The sequence below is a fragment of the Kribbella sp. CWNU-51 genome (assembly GCF_054073265.1).
This window is the reverse complement of the sequence record NZ_JBSXMZ010000008.1, coordinates 35,688-59,620: the sequence shown is the minus strand read 5'-3', so window position 1 is coordinate 59,620 and position 23,933 is coordinate 35,688. Positions and strand designations below refer to the sequence as shown.

Here is a 23,933-nt window from a genome sequence, read left to right as displayed (position 1 = left end):
CGCCCTCTTCGCCTGGGCGGGTGTGGATGCCGTTGCCCGCTTGGGGATCTCGACATCGCCGCCAGGGCTCGGCAGACGGCTTCTGGGTGGTCCTCACGCACCCGTCGGTTGTCCTGCCGCAACTGCGCGGAGCTCGTCTTCTCGCTCGTGATCAACCCGCTGGCGCCGGCGTCGCGCTCGGCCCGCTTCGGTCACTCCCGCACAGCGGTCTCGGCCAGATCGAAGAAGGCATGACGACCGGGATTGAGAACAGCAGTCCTTCGCGAACGCGGTGAGCTTCGGCTCGCGCTGGTCCCACCTGACCAACCGACCGGTTACCGCGCTGACGCAGCTAGACGATCTCGGACTCAGACGTGAACGAACGACGAGGCCGCGGCTTCGTCTTGCCCATGGACTCCCTGATCAACATCCTCCCGGAGCACAAGCTCCTTAGGGGAAACCGTGCATGAGGATCACTGGCGATCTCGGATGTCCGTGAAGCCGGTGCAGCTCCAGTGAAGGCAGCGGCCAAGAAGCTGACCAAGCCCGGCCGCTCCGGGTGGGGTCGAGTTTCGGGTGTCAGCTGGCGAGACCGTTGTCCGGCCCGTACTGCGCCGGGACCGAGTGCCGTTGCCACCAGTGGTGGGAGTGCGGTGAGGATGTCGGGTGTGGATACGTCCCGTCGTGATTGGGGTCGTTGACATCTTCGCTTCGTGAAGTTGCGGCCTCTTCGCTTCGTGAAGTTGTGGCCTCTTCGCTTCGTGAAGTTGTGGCCTCGCCCCACGGCTCGAGCGCGCCGCTGTCATCGGTCCCGAGCGAGGTACGGCGATCGATGGTGGCGATCGACTTCACATCGTCGCCCCACGGGTCGGTACCCGCCTCAACTGGATCCTTGACAACGCCGGAAGGCCGGTCGTCGGAGCCTTCACCCCAGGGATCGACGTCGGTGGCGGGTGGGCGCTTGGCGCGGGTGGGTCGTTCGTCGGGCGCGTCGCCCCAGGGATCGAAGTCGGTGGCGGATGAGCGCGGCCGGGCACGCGCGGGTCGTTCGTCGGGGGTGTCGCCCCAGGGATCGACGTCGGTGGCGGGTGGGCGCTTGGCGCGGGTGGGTCGTTCGTCGGGGGTGTCGCCCCAGGGGTTGAGGCGTGCGGTGTCGTCGGGGGTGATCCAGGGTGGGTCGGTGTCGCGTGGCCAGGCGCGGGCGGGTGCGCCGGGTGTGGTCACGCCGAGTGTGGTCGCGTCGGCTGCTCCGCGCGGGGATGAGCGGGGTGTCGGTTGGGTGTGGTGGTTGGTGGCCGGTATCTGTCGCGGGGGATGGGGTTGGGGGTGGCCCAGGCGGGGCGGGCGACGTCGACGATGCCGTTGGTGATGTGGATGTCCCAGTGTCCGGCGTGCAGGTCGCGGTGACACCGTTTGCAGAGCAGTACGAGGTTGGTGATTTTGGTTTCGCCGCCGTCGATCCAGCTGATGACGTGGTGGGCGTCGCAGTAGATGGGTGGGGCGCCGCAGCAGACGCAGCCTTTGTCGCGGGTGATGAGGGCTTTGCGGATCGGGCCGGTGGCGAGTCGGACGGTGGTGCCGACGTCGAGGGGTTGGGAGTCTGAGCCGAGCACGATCGGGAGGATGTGGGCGTCGCAGGCCAGTCGCCGGATGGTGGCCGCGGACAGGGCGTCGCCGTAGGTCAGGTGGCCGAGTTTGTCGGCGGTGGCGGCCTTGAGGTCGTTGTAGTCGATGGTGACGGTGATGTGCGGCTTCGGGCCGTGCCCAGGGATGAACCCGGGCGGGCGATCCTTACCGGCACCGATGTCGCTGGTGGTCGACGGTGAGCGGGGATCGGTGGGCCTGTGCGGCAGCATCACGTCGGGGATTCGCGCGGTGTCGGTGGTTGCGGCGGAGGTGCGCGGGGTGTCGGCGGCAGTGGAGGCGCCCGTGGAGGCGCCCGCAGAGGCGGCCGTGGCGGTGTCCGCGGGCGTGTAGGCGGCCGCGGGCGTGGTGGCGCCTGCGGGTGCGGTGGTGGCGCCTGTGTGGCCTGGGGTGGTGAGGAGGGTGGTGAGGGCGTCGGCCTGGCGTTTGGTGCGGGGCCGTGGGTCCAAGGCGCCGTCGATGGTTTTGTGGGGTTTGGCGTGGGTGTGGATGAGGGTGCGGAACAGTTCGGCGTTCTCGTTGGCCAGGTACCCGGTGAACGCGACGCCGTGGTCGGCGTTCTTCAGGGTGAGCGACTCGCGGTCGTAGGCCTTCTGCTCGTCTGGTTCGGGGCCGTCGGTGTCGAGCCGGTCGCGGACGAGCCGGCCGGCCCGGCGCAGGTCGAGCGGGCCGTGGGTGCGGCCGAGTTCGACCAGTTGCTGCTCGGCGACCCGTAGGTCGTCGGCCGCGACGGTGGTCGGGACCTTGTCCAGCGCGGACACGATCGCCTCGGCCTGCGCCGGATGCAACAACACCCCCGCACCCGCACCACCCTCGCCCGCACCATCCACACCCGCACCATCCACACCCGCGCCGTGCTCGTCGTCGTGGGCGGTTTCTGCCGAGTGTGGGCTGGGGTCGGGCAGGGCGGCGGCGACGGCGGGGTACTTGGGCAGGGCGGTGGCGAGGTGGACGTCACGGCGGGCCTTGGTGGCGTCGATGCGGTAGCGGAAGGTCAGCAGCCGGGCGGTGGTGCCCGCGCCGAGTTCCTGGGCGTGGCCGGTGGTGTCGAGGCCGGCGATGAGGTGCAGGGCGGAGGTTTCCAAACGGGCGATCTCGGCGTAGGTGGCGTCGAGGGTGGACAGCATGTCGCTGCCGCTCATCGACCACACCGGTCGCTGTCCGAGAATCTCCATACACACACTGTAGGCGGCGCCACCGACAGTTTTCAAACCCGGATGCCCTTGTTTTCAAGGGATTCCGTTCACAAAAGGGTTGTCCACAGCGGTGCCGGGTTGTGGACAACGCGGCCCGGGAGGTGAGCCGTTGTGCTACCCACCCCGAGCGGATGGTTCAGGACCGTTGCTGTCAGCAACGACTGCGCTCGATGAGCCGCCGTCAGCGCAGAACGACCCCCGGCGAACGGCAGGCGGTGGACCCGGCGCGCGAACACGAATCCGGGCGATCGGCGCAGGGGTAGGCGATGCGACACCCAGGTTGTCCCCGCGGATCACCGTCGTTCGTGAACCAGGCCCCACTCACCAAGCTCTGTCGATCATCGGAGTCAGCCGTCGGCTGAGCGTGGGTTGGCCGAGCTGTGAGGGGCCTTGGTGAGTGGCTCACGTCCGGCCGCGCCGTGCGACCTTCGAGGTCCCAGACGCGAGCAAGCCTGGCGATTGTGCAGCATGCCGGCCGCATAGAGCGTCGAGAGCCTTCGCCGGGTTCGACGTCTCGGGGTGCCGGGCGCAGTAGGGCGTACCGGCTGAGCGCACTCGAGGTTGTCATGTAGTGCGCGGCGCAGGGATCTCAGAGGAGGTCGTGGTCGTGGGCGTAGGCGGCCGCGGCGGTGCGGGAGGGGACGTCGAGCTTGCCGAAGATGTTGGTGAGGTGACGGGCGACGGTCTTGTCGCTGAGTACGAGCTGATGGGCGATCTCGGTATTGCTGTTGCCTGCAGCAACCAAGCGGAGGACCTCGAGCTCGCGCCCGGTGAGACCGCCTGCCGTCTCGCGTTGCAGCAGTCGCTCCACCTCCTGCCGGGCCGGGACCGCGCCAAGCTCGCCGAACGTCCGGGCGGCCGAGGTCAGCTCGGCGGTCGCGGAGTCCTCGTCGCCGAGCAGCCGGAACGACCGTCCGACCAGCACCTTCGCCCGCGCCACCTCGTACGGCGCCTGAAGCCCACTCCACTGCTGCGTCGCCGCCCGAGCCTGGGGCAGGGCGTCGTCCGGATCGCCACCCGCCAACGCCACAGAGGCCAGGCAGTACGCCGCCGACGCACGCAATCCCCCACACCCGAAGCTGGTGGCGATCGCAGCCAACTCGGCCGCGGCCGCCGAGGCCTCGTCGGGGTACCCTCCGGCGAGCAGCACCTCCACCGCTCCCGCGAGCAGCCGCGACCGGTGCACCTCGCCACCGGTCTCACCGAGCAAACGCCGTACGGCGGCGACGGCACCGGGCACGCGACCCCGGGCCAGCAACAGCAGGGCTCGACCCGGCTGCGGCTCGTAGCCGAACCCCGCCGCCTGGTCATAGGCCGTCTCGGCCGACGGGAATTCGCCACGGATCCGCAGTACGTCGCCGCACTCGCTCAACGCGAGCCCAGCGGCGGTCTGCGCCCCTGACGCCGCATAGCGACGGCACGCGTCGTCGAACTCCGCCAGCGCCTCCCCATAGGCGCCGTGCAGTCGCAGGATCTGACCTCGATGTACGGCGCACTGCCCGGTGAACGGAACCAGATCCGGCTGGGTGTCGCACCAGCGGGTCAGCGCAGCCGTCCACGCCGACGCGCGAGCGAAGTCCTGCACCTCCTGGCAGCCTTCGATCATCGCGCAGTACACGTTCCCCGCGAAGATCGGCGAGAGTTCACCCGCTGCGACCCCGACCATCGCCTCGTCCAGCAGGGCCAGCCCTTCCGGCACCCGGCCGGAGTACATCAGCAGCCGCCCCTGACAGACCAGCCCCTGCGCGAGCAGGTCGGGATCGCCGAACCGGCGCGCCACCTCGACGATCTGCTCGCCGGCCCGCAACGCCCCGGGGAAGTCACCCTGGTCCAGGCGCCGGAAGAAGTCGTGGATCCGGAGATAGCCCCGCTCCACCACGTCCTCGGGCTGGTCCGCCAGCAACCGTTCGGCGCGCGCCGCCCAGCCGGTGCCGATGGCCACCTCACCCCTGGTGTTGAGGACCAGTGCGAGCCAGAAGGCGAACCGGACCGCGCCCAAGGTGTCGCCGTCGTCGACCTGGAGGCGGTAGCCGCGCTGGAGCGCGCGGATGCAGGCGTCGTTGTCACCGACCAGGTAGGCCGCGGTGGCGAGGGTTTCCAGATCGCCGGCGCTCAGGCTGGCGTTCGACGACAGCCGGTCGTAGGCGGTCGCCCAGTCGCGCCGTTCGAACGCCGCCCGGGCCCGCTCCAGATCGTCGACGATCCCCATCAGATGCCCCTCTCCGCGAGCATGCACGCTGCGCTCAGGCGGCGGCAAGGCTTCGGTCCGCGCGGGAGCTGGCCGCGATGCGGTTGGCGACGTACGCCGCGTCCCGGCCGACCCCCGGCAGCGTCATCGAAGCGAAGGCGTACTGGAAGGACAGACCACAGAAGTACAGGCCTGGGACGTCCGCGGCCACACCGCGCAGCTCGCGCGGCCAGCCGTCCTCGCCCGTGACCGGGGCCTTGATCCAGTCGAATACCTGGCGGAAGCCGGTGGCCCAGACCACGTTCGCCACGTCCAGCACCCGGCCGTCGCCCAGCACCGGCAGGCCGTCCTGGACGCCTGTCACCCGGTCGTGGACCCTCTCGACCCCTCGCGCGAGCAGGTCCGCCCGCTTGACCCTGATCATCGGGCCACCGTGGAAGCGCAGTTCCTCCATCGCCGCGCGGGCGATCGGCGACCGCCGCGTGACCAGATGCCGGCCGATGAACAGGAAGACCGGCCAGAAGAGGCCCTGACCCCGCTGGCCAGGCCGGACCGGGAGCTGTCCGGGGTCGCGACCGCAGAGCACGGTGTCGTGCGTCTCCGCGACCTCGTAGGCGATGTCGCAGCCCGAGTGCGAGGCGCCGACCACCAGCACCGGTCCGGGCTTCAGCTGCCCGGGCCGGCGGTACTCGCTGGAGTGCAGTTGCCGGATCGCCGGATCGAGATCGACCGCGAAGTCCGGCAGGCTCGGTGTCCGGCCGAAGGTTCCGGTCGCGACGACGACGTTGTCGGCCAGGATCCGCTCGCTGCCCACGTCCACGGCCCACTGGCCGTTCACTCGTTCGAGCGTGTCCACCCGGATGCTGGACCGGATCGGCAGGTCGAAGTGGGCGGCGTACGACTCGAGATAGTCGGCAACCTCGTCCTTGCCGGGGTAGTTCCACCGGTTACCGGGGAACGGTAGTCCGGGCAGGCCGTCGTACTTGGCCGGGGTGAAGAGCCTGAGAGTGTCCCACTGGGCCCGCCACTGGTCGCCGACCCGGGCGTTGCCGTCCAGGATGACGAAGGGCTGACCGAGCTTGCGCAGGTGGTAGCCGGTGGACAGTCCGGCCTGTCCGGCGCCGATGACGATGGTGTTCATGCGAGCCTCCGCTCGTCTGGTACGACGCCGCGCGGGCCAGTGCGGTAGCGCAACCACCACAGCAGCATCAGCGCGGACGTCACGACGTAGAAGCCGTGCAAGGCCCAGATCGGCCCCGCCGGCAGGTGCACCACGTAGATGCAGTAGACGGCGTTGCCGACGTTGGCCAGGACAAGGTTCGCCGGGCTGTACGACCTGAGGTCGCGGGTCCGGAGCGCCTTGATCACCATCGGCAGCGCGCTCGACGCGAAGAGGATGGTGGACACCGTCCCCGCGAGCAGAGCAACGCTTGCGCCAGTCATGCCACCGACGCTAAGGATCCGTCCCCGCCTGCCGCGTCGGACGGACTACCCAACCTGCCCAGGCCCGCTCCTACGAGGTTTGTCGTACGCGCGAGGTTGTCAGAGCTTGATCCAGTACCGGCGGGTGGTGCCCAGCCAGGTCTCGCGGATGTCCTCCAGGACACCGCTGTTGCGCTCGATTGTCTTCGCCGACGCGGGGTTGTCGTCGTCGCAGGTGACCAGGATCCGATCCATGCCACGCTTGCGGGCTCGGTCCAGCACCTCGCCAAGTGCCCACGCCGCCAGCCCGCGACCCCGTGCCGACGGACGGACGCCGTACCCGATGTGACCGCCGCCCTCGAGCAACTTGCCGGACAACGCGTGCCGGAGCGTGATCGCGCCAAGGTAGTTGCCGTCCTCAACGATCCACCAGTACGTCGCGTGCACCCGATCGGGGGCGAGCGCCCGGGAGTCGTCGCTCTGCCGGCGCAACCGCTCGACCCACACGGCGAACCCTTCGACCGTGGTCAGGTCGTCGGCCTCCCCCACTCCGGCGCCGTCCTGGGATGCGTCGCCCCACTCGTGCGACGACTCCAGCCAGGAGTCCCGCAGTTCGACGGTCGGCTCGATCAGTTCAGGCATGGTCCGAGGGTAGGACCGGTCCAGGCGACGATCCCACCGAGTTTCTCCGCGGAGAAGACGAGGGCCGCTCACCCCAGTGGGGTGAGCGGCCCTCAGGAAGCCGGCCGAGTCAGGCGCCGGCGCCCTCCTGCTTGACGCCGGCGACCGCGGTCGGGTCGTCGATGCGGTACTTGCGGGCCGCCTCGGCGGCCACCTCCGGCTTGACGTCTCCGCGCTTGGCCAGGATCTCCAGCGTGGCCACGACGATCGACTCGGCGTCCACCTGGAAGTGGCGCCGCGCCGCGGCCCGGGTGTCGGCCAGGCCCCAGCCGTCGGTCCCGAGCGAGGTGTAGTCGTTCGGCACCCAGCGCGAGATCTGGTCCTGCACCGCGCGCATGAAGTCGCTGACCGCGACCACCGGACCCTGGGTGTCCTTCAATTGCTCGGTGATGAACGGCACCTGCTCCGGCTCCTCCGGGTGCAGCAGGTTGTGCTGCTCGGCCGCCACGGCGTCCCGGCGCAGCTCGTTCCACGACGTCACCGACCAGATGTCGGCGGCCACCGAGTACTCCTCGGCGAGGATCTGCTGGGCCCTGCGGACCCACGGCAGCGCGACACCGGACCCGAGCAGCTGCACCCGCGGTACGTCGTCACCCTCGGCGGTCTCGTACTCGTTGAAGCGGTACATGCCCTTGAGCAGGGCCGCGACGTCGAGGTTCTCCGGCTCGGCCGGCTGCGGGACCGGCTCGTTGTACACGGTGAGGTAGTAGAAGACGTCCTCGCCGAACGGCTTGTCCTTGTCCAGACCGTAGCCGTACATCCGGCGCAGGCCGTCCTTCACGATGTGCGCGACCTCGTAGGCGAAGCCCGGGTCGTAGTGCACCGCCGCCGGGTTGGTCGAGGCGAGCAGCGGCGAGTGGCCGTCCGCGTGCTGCAGTCCCTCACCCGTCAGCGTCGTACGGCCGGCGGTGGCACCGATCAGGAAGCCGCGGCCGAGCTGGTCGCCCAGCGCCCAGAGCGAGTCACCGGTCCGCTGGAACCCGAACATCGAGTAGAAGATGTAGAACGGGATCATCGGCTCGCCGTGCGTCGCGTACGCCGTACCGGCCGCGATCATCGAGCCCATCGCGCCGGCCTCGCTGATGCCCTCGTGCAGCAGCTGGCCCTGCTCGGACTCCTTGTAGGACAGCAGCAGGTTGCGGTCGACGGCCTCGTACTGCTGCCCGTGCGGCGAGTAGATCTTGGCCGTCGGGAACATCGAGTCCATGCCGAACGTGCGGTACTCGTCCGGGGCGATCGGGACGATCCGCTGGCCGATCTCCGGGTCCTTCATCAGGTCGCGGAACAGCCGGACCAGCGCCATCGTGGTCGCCACCGGCGAGTTGCTGCCCTTGGCCAGCGGCTTGTAGACGTCGTCGCCCGGCAGCTTCAGCGAGGTCTTCGGCGCCACCCGCCGCTGCGGCAGCGAACCGCCGAGCTGCTGGCGCCGATCCATCATGTACTGGTACTCCGGCGAGTCGGTGCCGGGGTGGAAGTACGGCGGGTTGTACGCGTCCTCGAGGGCGGAGTCCTCGATCGGCAGGTAGAGCCGGTCGCGGAACGCCTTCAGGTCGTCCGAGGTCAGCTTCTTCATCTGGTGGGTCGCGTTGCGGCCCTCCAGCGCCTCGATCGTCCAGCCCTTGATGGTCTGGGCCAGAATCACCGTCGGCTGCCCGACGTGCTCGGTCGCGCTCTTGAAGGCGGCGTACACCTTGCGGTAGTCGTGACCGCCGCGGGGCAGCTTGCGCAGGTCCTCGTCGGACAGGTTGCTGACCATCTGCTGGAGCCGCTGGTCGCCGCCGAAGAAGTTGTTCCGGATGTACTCGCCGGACTCGACCGAGTAGGTCTGGAACTGACCGTCGGGCGTGGTGTTCATCTTGTTCACCAGCGCGCCGTCGTGGTCCTGCGCGAGCAGCGCGTCCCACTCCCGGCCCCAGATCACCTTGATGACGTTCCAGCCGGCGCCGCGGAAGTACGCCTCCAGCTCCTGGATCACCTTGCCGTTGCCGCGGACGGGACCGTCCAGCTGCTGCAGGTTGCAGTTGATCACGAAGGTGAGGTTGTCCAGCTCCTCGCGGGCCGCCAGGCCGATCGCGCCGAGCGACTCCGGCTCACCCATCTCGCCGTCACCGAGGAAGGCCCAGACGTGCTGCTGGCTGGTGTCCTTGATGCCGCGGTGGTGCAGGTACCGGTTGAAGCGCGCCTGGTAGATCGAGTTCAGCGCGGCCAGACCCATCGAGACGGTCGGGAACTCCCAGAAGTCCGGCATCAACCGCGGGTGCGGGTACGACGACAGGCCGTTGTGCGGACCGCGGGACACCTCCTGGCGGAAGCCGTCCAGCTGGTCGGCGGACAGCCGGCCCTCGAGGAACGCCCGCGCGTACATGCCGGGGGAGGCGTGACCCTGGATGAAGATCTGGTCGCCGCCGCCGGGGTGGTCCTTGCCGCGGAAGAAGTGGTTGAAACCGACCTCGTACAGGCTGGCCGCGGACTGGTAGGTGGCGATGTGGCCGCCGACCTCGAGGCCCTTGCGGTTGGCCTTGCTCACCATCACCGCGGCGTTCCACCGGATGAAGGCCCGGATCCGGCGCTCGACGTGCTCGTCGCCGGGGAACCACGGCTCCCGCTCGGGCGGGATCGAGTTGATGTAGTCGGTGCTCCGCAGCGCGGGCACCCCGACCTGTCGCTCCCGGGCCCGCTCGATCAGCTTGAGCATCAGGTAGCGCGCTCGCGCCTTGCCCCGTTCGTCCAGGACGGCGTCGAGCGATTCGACCCACTCGCGCGTCTCGTCGGGGTCGATGTCGGGGAGCTGGGTGGGCATCCCCTCGGTGATGATGGCTGGTGGTTCGTGTCCGGAAGCCACGGTGTCCTGCCGTTCTCTCTGGTTGTCTTCACCGCAATCCTGTCACCTGTTCGGAATGCGTTCTACTTCGCCTTCCACAGGGGCCTGATTACAGTCTCCCGCGCGTGATGTGAGCGGACACGGTCCGTACCCACCACGCGGATACCGGACACGTCACGGATCCCTGGTGCATACTTGCGCGACGCGGTACGTCACGATGGACTATCGCTACTGAAACCTACCCCCGGGCAGACGGGGACCACGGAGGAGGACACGTGAGCGCGACCGCGGACCACGCGGACGGCAAGAGCGGGGTGCCGAACATGGCGTCCCGGCTCGGCCTGGAGGCCGGCTGGGTCGTTCAGGAGATCGGGTACGACGACGACAGCGACGACAACTTCCGCGATGCGATCCGGGAGATCACCGGGGAAGCGTTCGTCGACGACGAGACCGACGAGGTCGTGGACGTCGTACTGCTCTGGTTCCGCGAGGACGACGGAGACCTGGTCGACGCCTTCTTCGACATCCTCACCGACCTGAAGGCCGGCGGGGTCGTCTGGCTGCTGACGCCCAAGGTCGGGCGGGACGGCTACGTGGAGACCAGCGACATCGCCGAGGCCGCTCCGGTAGCCGGGCTGTCCACGACGAGCACGCTGAGCGTGACGGACGACTGGTCGGCGACCAAACTGGTGGTGCCGAAGTCGGGCCGCCGAGGCTGAGGTGGCCGCTGCCGTCGGCAGCCGGGCACCGGACTTCACCGCCCGCAACCAGCACGGCGAGCAGGTCCGGCTGAGCGACTACGCCGGGCGGGACGTCGTACTGGTCTTCTACCCGTATGCCTTCAGTCAGGTCTGCACGAGTGAGCTGGCCGCGCTGCGGGACCGGCCGGAACTGCTCGCGGCGGCCGAGTTCCTGGCGATCTCGTGCGACCCGATGTTCACCCTGCGGGCGTACGCCGACGCGCAGAAGCTCGAGTTCGGTCTGCTCAGCGACTTCTGGCCGCACGGGGCGATCGCCTCGGCGTACGGCGTCTTCGACGCGGACCGCGGCTGCGCCGTCCGTGGCACCTTCGTGGTGGACCGGACCGGTGTCATCCGCTGGTCCGTCGTCAACCCGATCCCGGAGGCCCGCGACCTGGACGCCTACGCCGAGGCACTGGCAAGTCTGGGCGGCGACCTCGGGTAGACTCCTCCGGTCGTTTGATCCGGGCGGATAGCTCAGCGGTAGAGCGCTTCCCTTACAAGGAAGATGTCGGGGGTTCGAATCCCTCTTCGCCCACCTCCAGCAGCGGCAGGGCGGCGAAAGAAAGCCCGGCCCAGAGGCGGCGGGACAGCTCCTCGGGGTACGGCGTGACGGTGAGTTCCAAGCCGACGACCGCGACCAGCCGTCGGGTCACGTCGTACGCCGCCCAGCCTGGATCGCCGGTGTGGGCGAAGGCGGTCCACGCCGTACGGAAGTGCCGCGAGACCTGCTCCGCGGCAGCGAGTGGTTCGGCGTCGAGCAGGAAGCCGAGCAAGGCTCCCTGCGTGGCGCCGAACACCAGCGGAGAGTCGAGGCCGTGGCACGCGCCGAGCCCGGCGTCCGGCCAGGCCAGCTCATAGGCGTACGCGCGGCCTCCGCCGGCGACCTGTGCTTCGGCCAGCCGATGGCTCGGCATCCGGAACAGCCAGTCGGAGTGGACCAGCTCGTAGAGCCGCTCCGCGCCGGCGTTCGGGTAGGCGTCGCGGTAGCCATCCGGCGCGAGCATCCGCAGGGCCGTCGCGGCGTCCTCGTCGGTGAGGTTGCCGAGGCGGCCGTCGGCCGCGAGGAGCAGGCGGTACTCGTCCCGGGTGTGGCCCGCGATCAGATCGACGTCGCGACCGGCGCCGGCGGCCAGGGCGTCGAACGGCGTCCGGGGCAGGACGTCGCCGTCGACGACCGGCGCGAACGGGATCTTCGTGTAGGCGGCCGTGCCCCAGCGTTCGACCTGCGGGACCATCGCGGTGTTCATCGCGTCCCCGGCGGCGACGATGTCGGCCGTCGGGACCCCACGCAGGTCGTCGGCGGTCGGCCTGCGGCCCAGCCGGGCGGCGATCGCCGTCATGAGGTCGGCGGCCAGCGGTGCCGAGAAGTACGTCCCGGGCGCACTCTGCGCGATTGCCCGGCGGAACAGACCGGCCGTGCGGGGCATCGCGAGGAGCGCGGCGATCGAACCGGCGCCGGCCGACTGTCCGAACACGGTCACCTGAGCCGGGTCGCCGCCGAACGCGGCGATGTTCGCGCGCACCCACTCCAGCGCGGCGACCTGGTCGAGCAGACCGCGGTTCGCCGGAGCGCCTTCCAGCAGCCCGAAGCCGTCGACACCGACCCGGTGGTTGAACGTCACCAGGACGACCCCACCCTCGCCGGCCAGCCGTGCTCCGTCGTACGTCGGATCGCCGGACTGCCCGAACTGGTAGCCACCGCCATGGATCCACACCATCACCGGGAGCGCGGCGTCCGTCCCGGGTTGCGGAGACCAGACGTTCACTGTCAGCCAGTCGTCGCCGGCGACCGGGTTCGACGACAGCCCGAAGATCATCGACTCCGGCGGCGGAGGCCCGAACGAAACCGCCGCGCGGACTCCGTCCCAGCCCTCGGCCGCCTGCGGGGCTGCGAACCGCAGCTCGCCCACCGGGGGTTTGGCGAACGGGATGCCACGGAAGACCGCGAGGCCGTTCTCGATGCTTCCCCGCACCAGTCCGGTGGTCGTGCGGACCACGTCCGGGCCCCTGTCGATCATGGGCCTCATGCTCTCGCGTGGCCGCACGATCCGTCGCGGAGGTTTTGGGCCGCGGGCCGTATCGGAACCGGCCGGCACTCGTTGTGATCGGTGTCGGTGATCGATGGAATTCTTAACCATCGGCTGGTGAGAACGGACTCCACCTGGGCCGGTCGCGGCTGGTAGGGTTCACGGCTGTCGGTCGGCGCGATGACGCACCGGGTCCGCCCCGGACACGGCATCGTTCCGGCAGGCGGAAACGGGGCTTGTCGTCGGTGAGAGCGAGACGGGTGTGCCCTGAGCCCGGCTCCGTCCAGTTCGGGAGGCGCGTGTCCGTGGGTCGCCAACTGGCTGGCGCCACCGTTGTTGCTCACCGTGTCGTGGTGGTGGGACCGGAGTGGTGAGGAGCAGTGTGGACCGGCCGGCGATCTCCACCGGGCCGGCCCTGATGATTCCCGCTGGGTACCCCCGCGACCTGCCGAGCGCGCTGCTGCGGGCCGCCCGCGACTTCGCCGGCGCCGGCGTGGTCGAGATCGGCCCGGACGGCCGCGAGACCAAGCTCGACTTCCCGACCCTGCTCGAGCTGGCCGCCCGGATCCTGGCCGGCCTGCGGGCGAACGGCGTACGCGCCGGGGACCCCGCGGTCGTGCACTGCACCGAGCCGGTCGGATTCTTCGCCGCGTTCTGGGCCTGCACGCTCGGCGGCATCCGGCCGCTGCTGATGGCCCCGAGCCCGGACGGCGACCGGACCGAGGCCGGCCGCGAGCGGCTCCGCAAGGTCACCGACCTGCTCGGCTGGACCGTCCTGATCGGCCGGCCGTCCGACCTCCCGAACGACCTCGGCCTGCCCGTCCTCGACCCGGACGCGATGGCCGGCCACGAGCCGACCTCGGACTTCCACCGCCCGGCCGCCGACGACGTCGCCGTACTCATGCTGTCGTCCGGCTCCACCGGTGCGCCGAAGATCGTGCAGCTGACGCATCGCGGGCTCGTCGAGTTCGCCGCCGGTACGCCGGCGATGCTGCCGGTCCGGCCCGGTCAGACCACGCTCAACTGGCTGCCGCTGGATCAGAGCGGCGCCTTCCTGCTGTACCACCTGCTGCCCGTGTTCACCGGCTGCACGAACATCCACGTGAACACCGGCTGGGTGCTCGCGAACCCGCTGCGCTGGCTCGACCTGATGGACCAGCACCGCGTCAACCACTCCTGGTCGCCGAACTTCGGCTACCGCCTCGCCACTGCCGCGATCGCCAGTGAGCCCGATCGGCACTGGGATCTGTCCGCGTTGCGCAGTCTGGTCAGTGGTGGCGAGCAGATCACGGTCCCGGTGGTGTCGGAGTTCCTCCGGCTGACGAACCGGTTCGGCGTCGTACCCGAAACCTTCGTCGCGGCGTGGGGGATGACCGAGACGGTCACCGGGATCACGTTCGCCCGCCCCGGCCTGACGCCGAACGTGCACCGCGTCCGGATCCCACCGACCGGTGTGGTCGAGTGGGTCGACCAGCGGCCCGCGACCGGGAAGGTCGCGGTCGCGCGCCCGGGCAAGCCGCGGGCCGAGGCGCCGGGCGTGCTGAGCCTGGTGTCGGTGGGTGCGCCCGCGCCCGGGACGACCGTGCGGATCGTCGCGCCGAACGGAGCCGTCCTGCCGGAGGGGCGGATCGGTCAGCTGCAGGTCGCGTCAGCGCGGGTGACGCCCGGGTATCTGGGCAACCTGGAGGCCGACCGGGCCGCGTTCCCGATCGGCAACTGGCCGGCCCGCAAGTGGCTCGCGACCGGTGACCAGGGCTTCGTTACCGGCGGGCAGGTCGTCATCACCGGCCGGGACAGCGAACGCATCATCATGTCCGGGAAGCTGTACTACGCGCACGACATCGAGTCCGTCGCCGCGACGGCCGTCGGCGCCCAGCACGGCCTGGTCGCGGCCTGCGGCGTTGCGGACGCCGAGAGCGGGACCGACCGGCTGGTCGTCTTCTACGCGCTCACGCTGGAGTCGATCCCCGGCATGGACCAGGCGATCCGCAGCCTGATCCAGGGCCGGCTCGGTCTGTCGGCCGAGGTCGTCGGCGTACCGCGGCGCGACTTCCCGACCACCCCCGGCGGCAAGATCCTCCGCCCACTCCTCAAACAACGCTGGATCGACGGCACCCTCGAATCCCCACCCGGCGCGTACGTCGACCCCGCCGGAGCCAGCTCCTACTCCGGCCCCGCCGGCGAAGGCCCCCTCGCCGACCCCGCCCAACTCATCACCGACGAGGACCCCTCCGAACGCACCACCGAACTCCCCATCGTCCGCCTGGCCTGGAAACGCACCCTCCAGCAATCCATCCCCACCCCACCCCAACGCCCCACCCTCGGCGCCCACCCCCCTGAGTCGACCGCACCCGAGCCCGAGCCAGCCCCCGAGCCTGACGCACTCACCGCGCCGCCCACGAACCCCGATCCGGCCGACCACACTGCGCCCGACACGGACCACGTCGCCCCCGAGCACAACCCCGAGCCGACCGACGAGCCAACGCCCGCCGGCGAACTGGCACCTGCGGACGACCAGCCAGCGGAGCCAGCCACCGAGCTGACCGGGCCCACGGCCACCGAGCCCGAGCTCGCCGACAAGCCAGCACCCGCCGACGAGCCAACACTCGCCGAAGAGGCAGCGCGAGCAAAGGAGTTGGCGCCTGCGGATGCCCAGCCGGCCGAGCTTGCAGTTGACCTGGCCGAATCCGAGGCGACCGAGCAGGAGCCTGAGGCCACCGAGCTGACCGAGCCGGGTCCTGCAGGACTGACTGAGTCCGAGGCCACCGAGCCCGCACTCGTCGAAGGCGAGGCACCCGAGGACGAAGCGGTCTCGGACGGGCACCAGGGCCTCGATGAGCCCGAGTCCGCCGAGGAACCAGCGTCCGCCGACCCGCAGCCAGCGCGGCAAGCCGCCGAGCAAGAGCCCGAGGCCGCTGAGCCCGAGACCGGGGTCCGGGACGACCAGGCCGAGACCACCGAGCACGAGCCCGACGCCGCTGAGGCCGGGACTACCGAGGACGAGCCAGACGCCGCTGAGGCCGGGACTGCGGAGCACGAGCGTGAGGACGCTGAAGCCGAGGCGGCCGAGGCCGAGCCCGCCGAGGAACCAGCGCCCGCCGACCCGCAGCCAGCGCTGCAAGCCGCCGAGCAAGAGCCCGAGGCCGCTAGGCCCGAGACCGGGGTCCAGGCCGGCGAGACCGAGACCACCGAGCACGAGCCCGACGCCGCTGACGCAGAGTCCATCGAGCACGAGCGCGAGGCTGCTGACGCCGAGGCAGCCGAGACCGAGGGCCAGGCCGCCGAGACAGAGGTGGCTGAGGCCGAGCCCGCCGACATACGAGCGGCTGCCGAGAGTCAGCCTGACGAGCACGCGGCGGAGCTCGCTGGGCCGGACCCGAGCACGGACGCGGAGCCGATCGCGGCGGTAGAGCCGGGCACGGAGATGCGTCCGGAGCAGGTCGCGCAGGTGCAGCCCGAGCCGATCACCGGCCCGGAGTCAGAGCCGGTTGCGGAGGTTGACTCGGAGCCGATCACCGACCGGGAGTCAGAACCCGTTGCGGAGGTCGACCCGGAGCCGATCGTCGACGGGGAGTCAGAGCCGGTCGCGGAGGACGGCCAGGGCCCGATCGTCGGCGTGGAGTCGGAGCCGGTTGTGGTGGTCGAGCCGGAGCACGTTGCCAAGGTGGAGCCGCAGTCGGTTGTCGAGTCTGCCGAGGCGCCGGAGTCTGCCGACGTACCGGAGTCTGCCGAGGCGCCGGAGTCTGCTGAGGCGCCGGAGCGTGCCGACGTACCGGAGCTCGTGGGCGGGCTGGCTGGTGAGTCGGAGGCCGACATTCCGGGCGAGGCTGCGTCAGCGGAGCCTGAGCCAGCTGGGCCTACCGCAGAGTCCGGCGAGCACGCCGAGTCGATCGACGCTGAGCCGATTGGGGAGGTCGAGGCTGACGCCGCCCCTGAGCATGTTGCAGCTGTGGTGGAGCGGCAGGCGGGTGACGTACCAGCTGAGGCCGCGGCAGTTGCCGAGTCCACCGAAGCGACCGCGGACCAGGCTGAAGCGGAAGTAGGCGCCGAGTCCGTCGCGGCGTCCCCGGAGTACACCGAGTCCGAGCCGGCGCGTGAGTCTGAGTCGGTTCCCGGGAACGTCGCGCCGTCTACACAAGCCGCCGAGCCTGAGCCGGTGCGTGAGGCTGCGTCGGTTTCGGAGAGCGTTGCGGCGTCTGCGCAAGCTGCCGAATCCGAGCCGGTGCATGAGACTGGGTCGGCCCGCGAGAGCGTTGTGGCCTCCGCGGAGGTAGCCCAGCCGGAGCCTGCGGGGGTGCGGCAGGGTGTGGTGAAGGCTGCTGTGGTGGTGGAGCCGGTGGCTGTGGTGGGGGTGGCTGGGCGGTTCCCGGGGGCGGAGACGCTGGAGCAGTTCTGGGACAACCTTGTGGGTGGGGTGGAGAGTGTTCGCCGGTTCTCGCCTGAGGAGGTGAGTCAGGCGGGCGGGCAGGTCGGCGACGGGATGGTCGCCGTGAGCGGGGTGCTCGACCATGTCGAGTCGTTCGACGCGAAGTTCTTCGGGCTCAGCGATCGTGAGGCCGAGCTGATGGAGCCGGCCCAGCGGCTGTTCCTCGAGGTCTGCCACCAGGCGCTCGAGCACGGCGGGTACGCCGGCACGTCGAGCCGCGTCGGCGTCTTCGCGGGCTCCGGCATGAACCTCTACAACCGCCAGCACCAGTCCCGCGACTCGCTCGCCACCCGGCTCGCCTACAGACTCGGCCTGACCGGGCCCGCGATCGGCGTCCAATCCGCGTGGTCCTCGTCGCTGGTCGCCGTACACCTCGCCTGTCAGGCTCTCCGCTCCGGCGACGCGGACCTCGCGCTCGCCGGCGCCGCCGCCGTACAGATGCCGCAGGCAACGAGTTACCACCCGGGTCCGGAGTCGATCCTGTCGCCGAGCGGGCAGGTCCGCGCGTTCGCCGGGGACGCCGACGGCACGGTCGGTGGCAACGGTGTCGCCGCCGTACTGCTGAAGCGCCTCGACCAGGCCATCGCCGACGGAGACACCGTGTACGCCGTGATCCGCGGCACCGCGGTCAGCAACGAGGACGCTCCGGCGGGCAACCAGGTCGAGCTGATCGAGCGCGCCCTGGAGCGGGCCGGGTTCGCGGCGGACTCGCTCAGCTACATCGAGGCCAACGCGATCGGCAGCACCACCGGCGACTCCGCCGAAGTCAAGGCCCTCACGACCGCGCTGCGCCGGCACACTGACAAGGTCGGCTTCTGCACGATCGGCTCGGTCAAGCCGAACATCGGCCACCTCGACAGCGCCGCGGGCATGGCCGGCCTGATCAAGACCATCCTGATGCTGCAGCACCGGATGCTGGTCCCGACGATCAACTACACCGCGCCGAACCCGGGGCTCGCCCTCGACGGCAGCCCGTTCGTGATCGGCACCGACGTACGCGACTGGGAGGCGGGTACGACGTTGCGCGCGGGTGTCAGCGCCCTCGACGCCGGCGGCACCCACGCGCACGTGATCCTGGAGGAGGCCCCGCGGCAGATCCGCCGTGGCGACGACGGCCCCGTCGTACTGCCGCTCTCCGCCCCCGACCCGGACGCATTGGCCGACCTGGTCGAGCTGTACCGCACGGACCTCGGCCATGGCACCGGTCACCGCCTTATCGACCTCGCTGGTACGGCGGCGCTCGGCCGCCCCGCGCATCGGCACCGGATCGCGGTCGCGGGCTCGTCCGAGGCCGAACTGGTCGACGCACTTGGCTCAGCCCAGGCAGCCGAGGTGCCGCGCGGTGGACCCGGCCCGCTCGGCTATGCGTTCACCGGACAGGGCGCTGCGCGTCGAGGGATGGCTGCTGGGCTCGCTGCGCGATTCCCGGCGTTCCGGTCGGTGCTGGACGAGTGTGACCGCGTCTACCACGAGGAGACCGGCGGAAGCCTGCTAGAGCTGTTGCTGACGCCTGCTGGTACGTCGGAGGGCGTGTGGCCGACCGAGACCGCGCAGCCGGCGCTGTTCGCGTTCGAGCTGGCGTTGGCGCGGTTGTGGCAGTCGTTCGGCGTGCAGCCGGCGTTGGTCGTCGGTCACAGCGTGGGGGAGTACGCCGCGCTGTGCGTGGCGGGCGCGTTGTCGTTGGCGGACGGCGTACGCCTGACCGCGAAGCGCGGCCAGCTCATGCAGCGTGGCACGGTTCCGGGCGCGATGGTCGCCGTACGCGCGGACGCCGACCGGGTCCGCGAACTCGCGCAGACGACCGGTGTGGAAGTTGCCGCGGGCAACGGTCCGCAGTCGTTCGTGCTGACTGGGTCCGAGGTGATCGTCGGGCAGCTCGCGGCGCAGCTGGATCGGCTGGAGGTCGCCTGGCAGCGGCTGGATGTGGATCGGGCGTTCCACAGTTCGTTGGTGGATCCAATACTGGCCGACTTCGCGGAGATCGTCCGGGAGATCACGCTCAAGCCCTTGCGTACGCCGATGGTGTCGAGCTGGTCCGGCGATCTGCTCGAATCCGGGACTGTGCTGGACGGCGATTATCTGGTCGGGCAGTTGCGGCAGCCGGTGCTGTTCGGCGACGCGGTCGAGGCGGTGACGGCGGCCGGTTGCCGGCGCTTCCTGGAGCTCGGGCCGGATGCGGTGCTCAGTCCTGCCGGACGCCGGATCGCGCCGAACAGCACGTGGATCCCGGCGCAACGGCTGGGCCAAGACCCCGTCCTCGCGACGATGAACGGCCTCGCCGAGCTGTACGAGCAGGGCACGGAGATCGCCTGGTCGAAGGTGTACCCGGACGGCGGCCGCGTGCCGCTGCCGACGTACCCCTTCCGCCGCGTGCACCACCCGGTCGACGCCTCCGTGACGGTCGTCGCTGGTACGACGTCTGCCGGGGACGCGAGCACTGGTGGGGCGCGGCAGCCGAATGCTTTCGAGCGTGCAGCTCGCGCGCAGATGGTGTTCGCCCCGCCGTCGAGTGCCGCGGTGAAGCGGATCCCGCTGGACCCGCCGGACGAATCGGCTCCCGCCGAGGTCGAGCCGGTGGATGATGTCGCCGAGCGTTCGCCGTTCGCGCTGCCGGCCGAGACACATCAGATCGACGCGGACTATCTGGCCCAGGCCGGCTCGCTGTCCGGCGACGAGGTATCAGCCGAACGCTACCGCGATGCGCTCAACGCAGTCCTCGACCTCACCTGCGCCGAACTCAGGCTCGATCCCTACGACCTCACCGTCGACCACACCTTCGCTGAACTAGGCGCAACCCCCGCCTCCATGGCGCCAGTCATCACCCAGATCAACAACCGCTTCACCGTAGAACTAACCCCCGACGAACTCTTCGCCACCTACACCACGCCCCACAAACTAGCCACAGCCGTAGCCATCCACACCGCAAACGTTGCCGAGAGCACCGAGTCGGTGAGCGTTTCTGCCGAGCCCACAGGCGTCGCTGCGGAGGCCGAGGACGGTGCGACGCCGGAGGCCGCCGCGCAGTCCGACGACAACGCCGCAGACGCGGCCGCACCTCAGGTCGAGGGTCGTCCTGCGACCACCGTACGCGCGCAGGACGACCCCGCCGCCCGGGACGCCCGTGCCGCAGCCGAGGCGGGTGCTGCGACAGCCGACCGTCCCACCACGCACGCCGAGGACGGTGCGACGCCGGAGGCTGCCGCGCAGTCCGACGATGGTGCTGCGGAAGCGGCTGTCGCGCGGGTCGAGAGTGGTGCTGCGGCGAGGACCGTCGTTCGGGCTGAGGGCGGTGTCGCGGGAGAGCGTGCCGAGCAGGTCGTGGATGGTGGCGCGGAAGCGGCCGCCTCGCGGGTCGAGGGCGGCGCCGAGGGTCGCGCTGGCTCGCAGGCAGAGGACGGTGCTGCGGCCGACGAGGCAGTCGGCGAGATAGATGCCGGGACGGCCGCGGAAGCTGGTTTGCAGACGCCCGCGGAGCCGGTGGAGCAGGGTCTGTCGACAGCGGAAGTCGCTGCTCGGACCACCAATGGTCCGGTGGCCGAGGCTGACGCGGAGGCGGAAGCTGCTGCGGAGGCGGCTGGTTCGGAGGTGGCGGCTGACGCGGAGGTGGCGGCTGGTTCGGCGGCGGGGGCTGGGGCGGCGGGGGTAGTTGCCGATGCGGCGGTCGGTGATGGGGCTCGGGGTGAGGCGGGGGCGCGGGATCCGCGGGCTGCGTTGGCGGTGCTGGGGTCCGGGCTGGCTGAGCTGGCGGCGAAGGTCGACGAGGCCGCGGCCGCGACGAGTGAAGCCGAGTTGCCTGGGAGCGGGATGGCCGCGCTCATGTCGCAGCAGCTTCGGGTCGCAGGTCAACTGGTCGACGGCGTCACCAAGCTGATGCGCGAGCAACTCGCACTCCTCACACCCGAGGTCACTGAGGACATCGACACGGATGTGACCTCAACTGAGCCCGTCGCACAACTGGTCGACGCCGGCGACACCGCACCCGCTGCAAACAACCCCGGTGATGCCGCGTTCACTGCAGATAAGCCCGGCGAAGACACGTCCGCCGCCGGCCGGACCGGCGAAGGCGCGTCCGCAGACGAGGCCGGCGTATCGCCGGAGTCCGAGCCAGCGGTCGATGAGTCCGTCGTACCGGCCGCCGAGCTGAGCGGCGATGAGGCCGTGGTGCAGTCGACGGAGCTCGGCGGTAGTGAGCCCGCCGCGGCGTCGGCCGTGGTCGGCGGCGATGAGTCCGGCGTAGCTGCGATCGAGCAGGCCGTTGAGGAGTCCGGCGAAGGTGCGTCCGCCGCCGGGTCCGGTGAAGCTGCGTCGGCCGCCGGGTCCGGTGAAGCTGCGTCGGCCGCCGAGTCCGCCGTACGGCGGGAGTTCGAGCCGAGTGGTGAGGAGTCGTCGGCGACCGCTGAGGAGGCGGGCGAAGGTGCGGCCGGCGCCGACGAGGGTGGCGTTGCGGCCGAGGGTGAGCCGACCACCTACGAGCCCGCTGTGGCGGGTGGGGACGGGGCTGGCGGTCGGGTGGGTCGGGCTGTCGACGAGGGTGCGGCTGAGGGGGAGGTGTGGCGGCGGGATTTTGGGTATTGGAGTTTGGCGTTGGCGGGGGGTGAGCCGTTGGTTCTGTCGTCGGATCGGGGGCGGCCAGCGGGTGAAGGAGCGGTTGCCTCGGTCAAGAAGGAGTTGGCGGACGAGCTCGGGGACGCGGTGTTCGTGTTCAGCCGGGAGCGCAAGGTCAGCCCGCTGATGACGATGCTGGCGGCGGTCGGGACTGTGCTCGGCCGGTTCGCGGCGCAGGACGACGTCACGATCGGGTCGGCGTTGATCCGGCCGCAGGGGGACACCTCGACGACGATCCGGCGGCCGCTGCCGCTGCGGATCGATCTGTCCGGGGAACCCGACCTCGGCGAGCTCGCGCAGCGGGTGCGCGACGTGACCACCGGCGCGTTCGACCACGCCGGCACCAATCTCGCCCTACTGCAACGCGACCCGCTCTTCCAGATCCTGGTCGAGTTCGAGGACGGCGACGACGAACTCCCGGACTCCATCGACCTGCGGCTGCGGCTGACCCACCACGGCGCCGGCATCACCTGTACGGCGGACTACCGGTCCGGGCTGTTCGACCAGACCACCATCGACCGCCTGCTCGCCTACCTGGAAGCAGTGTTGCGCCGGGCAACGACCCAGCCATACCTGCGTCTGCCTGAGCTCATGCTCCCGATCGAATCCGATCTGGAAACACTCCGCGAGCTCGAAGGCGACCTCGAGCCCACCGGCCCGGTCGGTCGGGTACGACGCGATGCCGTCGTCGCCGGCGAACTCAGCGGACTGCACACGCTCTTCGAGCAGCAGGTCGCCCGCACCCCCGACGCGATCGCGCTGATCCAGGGCGAGCGCGAACTCACGTACGCCGAATTGGACCGCCGGTCCAACGCGGTCGCGTGGCAGCTGATCGACCTCGGCGTGAAGCCCGGGCAGCTGGTCGCCGTACGCGTTGCCCGAGGCACCGAGTTGGTCGTCGCGGTGCTCGCCGTACTGAAATCCGGCGCGGCATACCTGCCGCTGGACCCCGGCGTACCGGAGTCGCGCTGGGGGTTCATGATCCAGGACGCGTCCGCGGTCGCGTTGGTCGGTGACGACGCGGCGCTGGCCGATCGGCTCGGGCTGCGGCTGGTTCCGGTCGCCGCGACGGATGGCGACCCGCGGGCGCGACAGGCGCCGCCGGTGCGAGCCGCGGCGGATGACGTTGCCTACTGCATCTACACGTCGGGCTCGACGGGGAATCCGAAGGGCGTCGTGGTCCCGCACCGCGGCCCCGTCAACCTGGTCCGGCACTACCTGCGGACCCGGCGGTCGCTGCGGACGTTGCAGTGGACGTCGTTCGGGTTCGACGTGCACGTGCAGGAGATGTTCACCACGCTCGCGTCAGGCGCCGCGCTGGTGCTGATCGGCGAGGACGACCGGTACGACCCGGACGCGGTGATCGCGGCGCTGCGGGATCACCGGGTCGAGCGGTTGTTCATGGCGTTCAGCCCGTTGACGGCGTTGCTCGCGACGATGCGCCGGCTGCCCGAACTGCCCGCGTTGCGCGAGATCGTCGCCGGTGGTGAGGCGATGGTGCTCACGCACAAGGTGCGGGACTTCCTCGAGGCGCATCCGGAGTGCAGGCTGTTCAACGAGTACGGGCCGGCCGAGGCGTCGATCGTGACCACGATCCACGCGGTCGACCCGGCCGAGGACCGGCCGTCGATCGGGCGTCCGGTCGAGGGCGTCGTCGTACGCCTACTGGACGAGGCGCTGCGGCCGGTGCCGGTCGGTGCGGTCGGCGAGATCCACCTCGGTGGTTCGGCCGTTGCCCAGGGCTACATCGGGCGGCCGGAGGAGACCGAGCGGGCGTTCGTGCCGGACCCGGGTCATCCGGGCGGGCGGCTCTACCGCAGCCGTGATCTGGGTCGTTGGCGCGTGGACGGGACGCTGGAGTACCTCGGCCGCGCGGACGACCAGGTGAAGATCCGCGGTCACCGCGTCGAGCCGGGCGAGACCGAACACGTGCTGGCCGACCAGCCTGGTGTGGTCGACGCGGTGGTGGTCGCGTGTGCGGACCCCGGGGGAGACACCTGCTTGATCGGGTACGTCGTCCTGGAGGACAGTGACCCGGCGGTGCTGGCCCGGTTGATGCTTGACCTGGGCAAGGAACTCCCGATCTACCTGGTCCCGGCGGATCTGATCCCGATCGAAGAGCTCCCGCTCGACGACAACGGCCGGCTGGACCGCGATCTCCTCCCCGAGCCGGAGTGGCTCAAGGCATAGCAGTACCGCGT

Annotated in this window: 11 protein-coding genes and 1 tRNA gene; 4 read left to right on the top strand and 8 right to left on the bottom strand. The window is 70.5% G+C overall.

Features of this window, described 5'->3' with window-relative positions:
• Nucleotides 1-558 precede the first annotated feature (558 nt).
• From ACXC9Q_RS13435 to aceE, 7 genes are all read right to left on the bottom strand, one after another.
• Nucleotides 559-1,203 (bottom strand): hypothetical protein, encoded by a 645-nt coding sequence (locus tag ACXC9Q_RS13435; RefSeq protein ID WP_457056814.1) that lies wholly within the window; start codon nt 1,201-1,203, stop codon nt 559-561.
• Nucleotides 1,200-2,798 carry a DUF222 domain-containing protein gene (locus ACXC9Q_RS13430; RefSeq protein ID WP_457056813.1) on the bottom strand — a complete coding sequence of 533 codons (1,599 nt, stop codon included), beginning with the start codon at nt 2,796-2,798 and terminating at the stop codon, nt 1,200-1,202. The genes ACXC9Q_RS13435 and ACXC9Q_RS13430 overlap by 4 nt, the downstream gene beginning before the upstream one ends.
• A gap of 610 nt (nt 2,799-3,408) precedes the next feature.
• Nucleotides 3,409-5,028, bottom strand: a complete 1,620-nt coding sequence (locus tag ACXC9Q_RS13425) for a LuxR C-terminal-related transcriptional regulator (protein ID WP_457056812.1) — start codon at nt 5,026-5,028, stop codon at nt 3,409-3,411.
• 34 nt (nt 5,029-5,062) lie between these two features.
• Nucleotides 5,063-6,148: a flavin-containing monooxygenase gene (locus tag ACXC9Q_RS13420; protein WP_457056811.1), complete on the bottom strand. Its 1,086-nt coding sequence runs from the start codon at nt 6,146-6,148 to the stop codon at nt 5,063-5,065.
• The gene (locus tag ACXC9Q_RS13415; protein WP_457056810.1) at nt 6,145-6,450 is read right to left on the bottom strand and encodes a hypothetical protein; all 306 of its coding nucleotides are present in this window, start codon (nt 6,448-6,450) and stop codon (nt 6,145-6,147) included. Before ACXC9Q_RS13415 ends, ACXC9Q_RS13420 begins: the two co-directional genes overlap by 4 nt.
• A 99-nt stretch (nt 6,451-6,549) precedes the next feature.
• Nucleotides 6,550-7,071: a GNAT family N-acetyltransferase gene (locus tag ACXC9Q_RS13410; protein ID WP_457056809.1), complete on the bottom strand. Its 522-nt coding sequence runs from the start codon at nt 7,069-7,071 to the stop codon at nt 6,550-6,552.
• A 109-nt stretch (nt 7,072-7,180) separates the two neighbouring features.
• Nucleotides 7,181-9,952, bottom strand: coding sequence for a pyruvate dehydrogenase (acetyl-transferring), homodimeric type (aceE, locus tag ACXC9Q_RS13405; RefSeq protein WP_457056808.1), 2,772 nt, complete (start codon nt 9,950-9,952; stop codon nt 7,181-7,183).
• Nucleotides 9,953-10,206: 254 nt separating this feature from the next.
• Here aceE and ACXC9Q_RS13400 point away from each other — a divergent pair, with 254 nt between their 5' ends.
• The 3 genes from ACXC9Q_RS13400 to ACXC9Q_RS13390 all read left to right on the top strand — a co-directional run bounded on the left by ACXC9Q_RS13400 (nt 10,207) and on the right by ACXC9Q_RS13390 (nt 11,209).
• Entirely contained in the window at nt 10,207-10,650 is a 444-nt protein-coding gene (locus tag ACXC9Q_RS13400) for a DUF3052 domain-containing protein (protein ID WP_457056807.1), read from the top strand.
• Nucleotide 10,651: 1 nt separating this feature from the next.
• Entirely contained in the window at nt 10,652-11,116 is a 465-nt protein-coding gene (locus tag ACXC9Q_RS13395) for a peroxiredoxin (protein WP_457056806.1), read from the top strand.
• Between the two features lie 21 nt (nt 11,117-11,137).
• Nucleotides 11,138-11,209, top strand: a tRNA-Val gene (locus ACXC9Q_RS13390).
• On the opposite strand, the gene ACXC9Q_RS13385 is transcribed toward ACXC9Q_RS13390, so the two are convergent.
• The gene (locus ACXC9Q_RS13385) at nt 11,169-12,692 is read right to left on the bottom strand and encodes a carboxylesterase/lipase family protein (RefSeq protein WP_457056896.1); all 1,524 of its coding nucleotides are present in this window, start codon (nt 12,690-12,692) and stop codon (nt 11,169-11,171) included. The two genes, ACXC9Q_RS13390 and ACXC9Q_RS13385, sit on opposite strands and share 41 nt — an antisense overlap.
• 379 nt (nt 12,693-13,071) lie before the next feature.
• Between ACXC9Q_RS13385 and ACXC9Q_RS13380 the strand changes: the two genes are divergently transcribed.
• Nucleotides 13,072-23,922, top strand: coding sequence for an amino acid adenylation domain-containing protein (locus ACXC9Q_RS13380; RefSeq protein WP_457056805.1), 10,851 nt, complete (start codon nt 13,072-13,074; stop codon nt 23,920-23,922).
• The last annotated feature ends 11 nt before the right edge of the window (nt 23,923-23,933 follow it).

Coding starts and splice junctions, on each gene's coding strand:
- ACXC9Q_RS13430 (WP_457056813.1), bottom strand. CDS start 2,798: ATGGAGATTCTCGGACAGCGACCGGTGTGGTCGATGAGCGGCAGCGAC.
- ACXC9Q_RS13425 (WP_457056812.1), bottom strand. CDS start 5,028: ATGGGGATCGTCGACGATCTGGAGCGGGCCCGGGCGGCGTTCGAACGG.
- ACXC9Q_RS13420 (WP_457056811.1), bottom strand. CDS start 6,148: ATGAACACCATCGTCATCGGCGCCGGACAGGCCGGACTGTCCACCGGC.
- ACXC9Q_RS13415 (WP_457056810.1), bottom strand. CDS start 6,450: ATGACTGGCGCAAGCGTTGCTCTGCTCGCGGGGACGGTGTCCACCATC.
- ACXC9Q_RS13410 (WP_457056809.1), bottom strand. CDS start 7,071: ATGCCTGAACTGATCGAGCCGACCGTCGAACTGCGGGACTCCTGGCTG.
- ACXC9Q_RS13385 (WP_457056896.1), bottom strand. CDS start 12,692: ATGATCGACAGGGGCCCGGACGTGGTCCGCACGACCACCGGACTGGTG.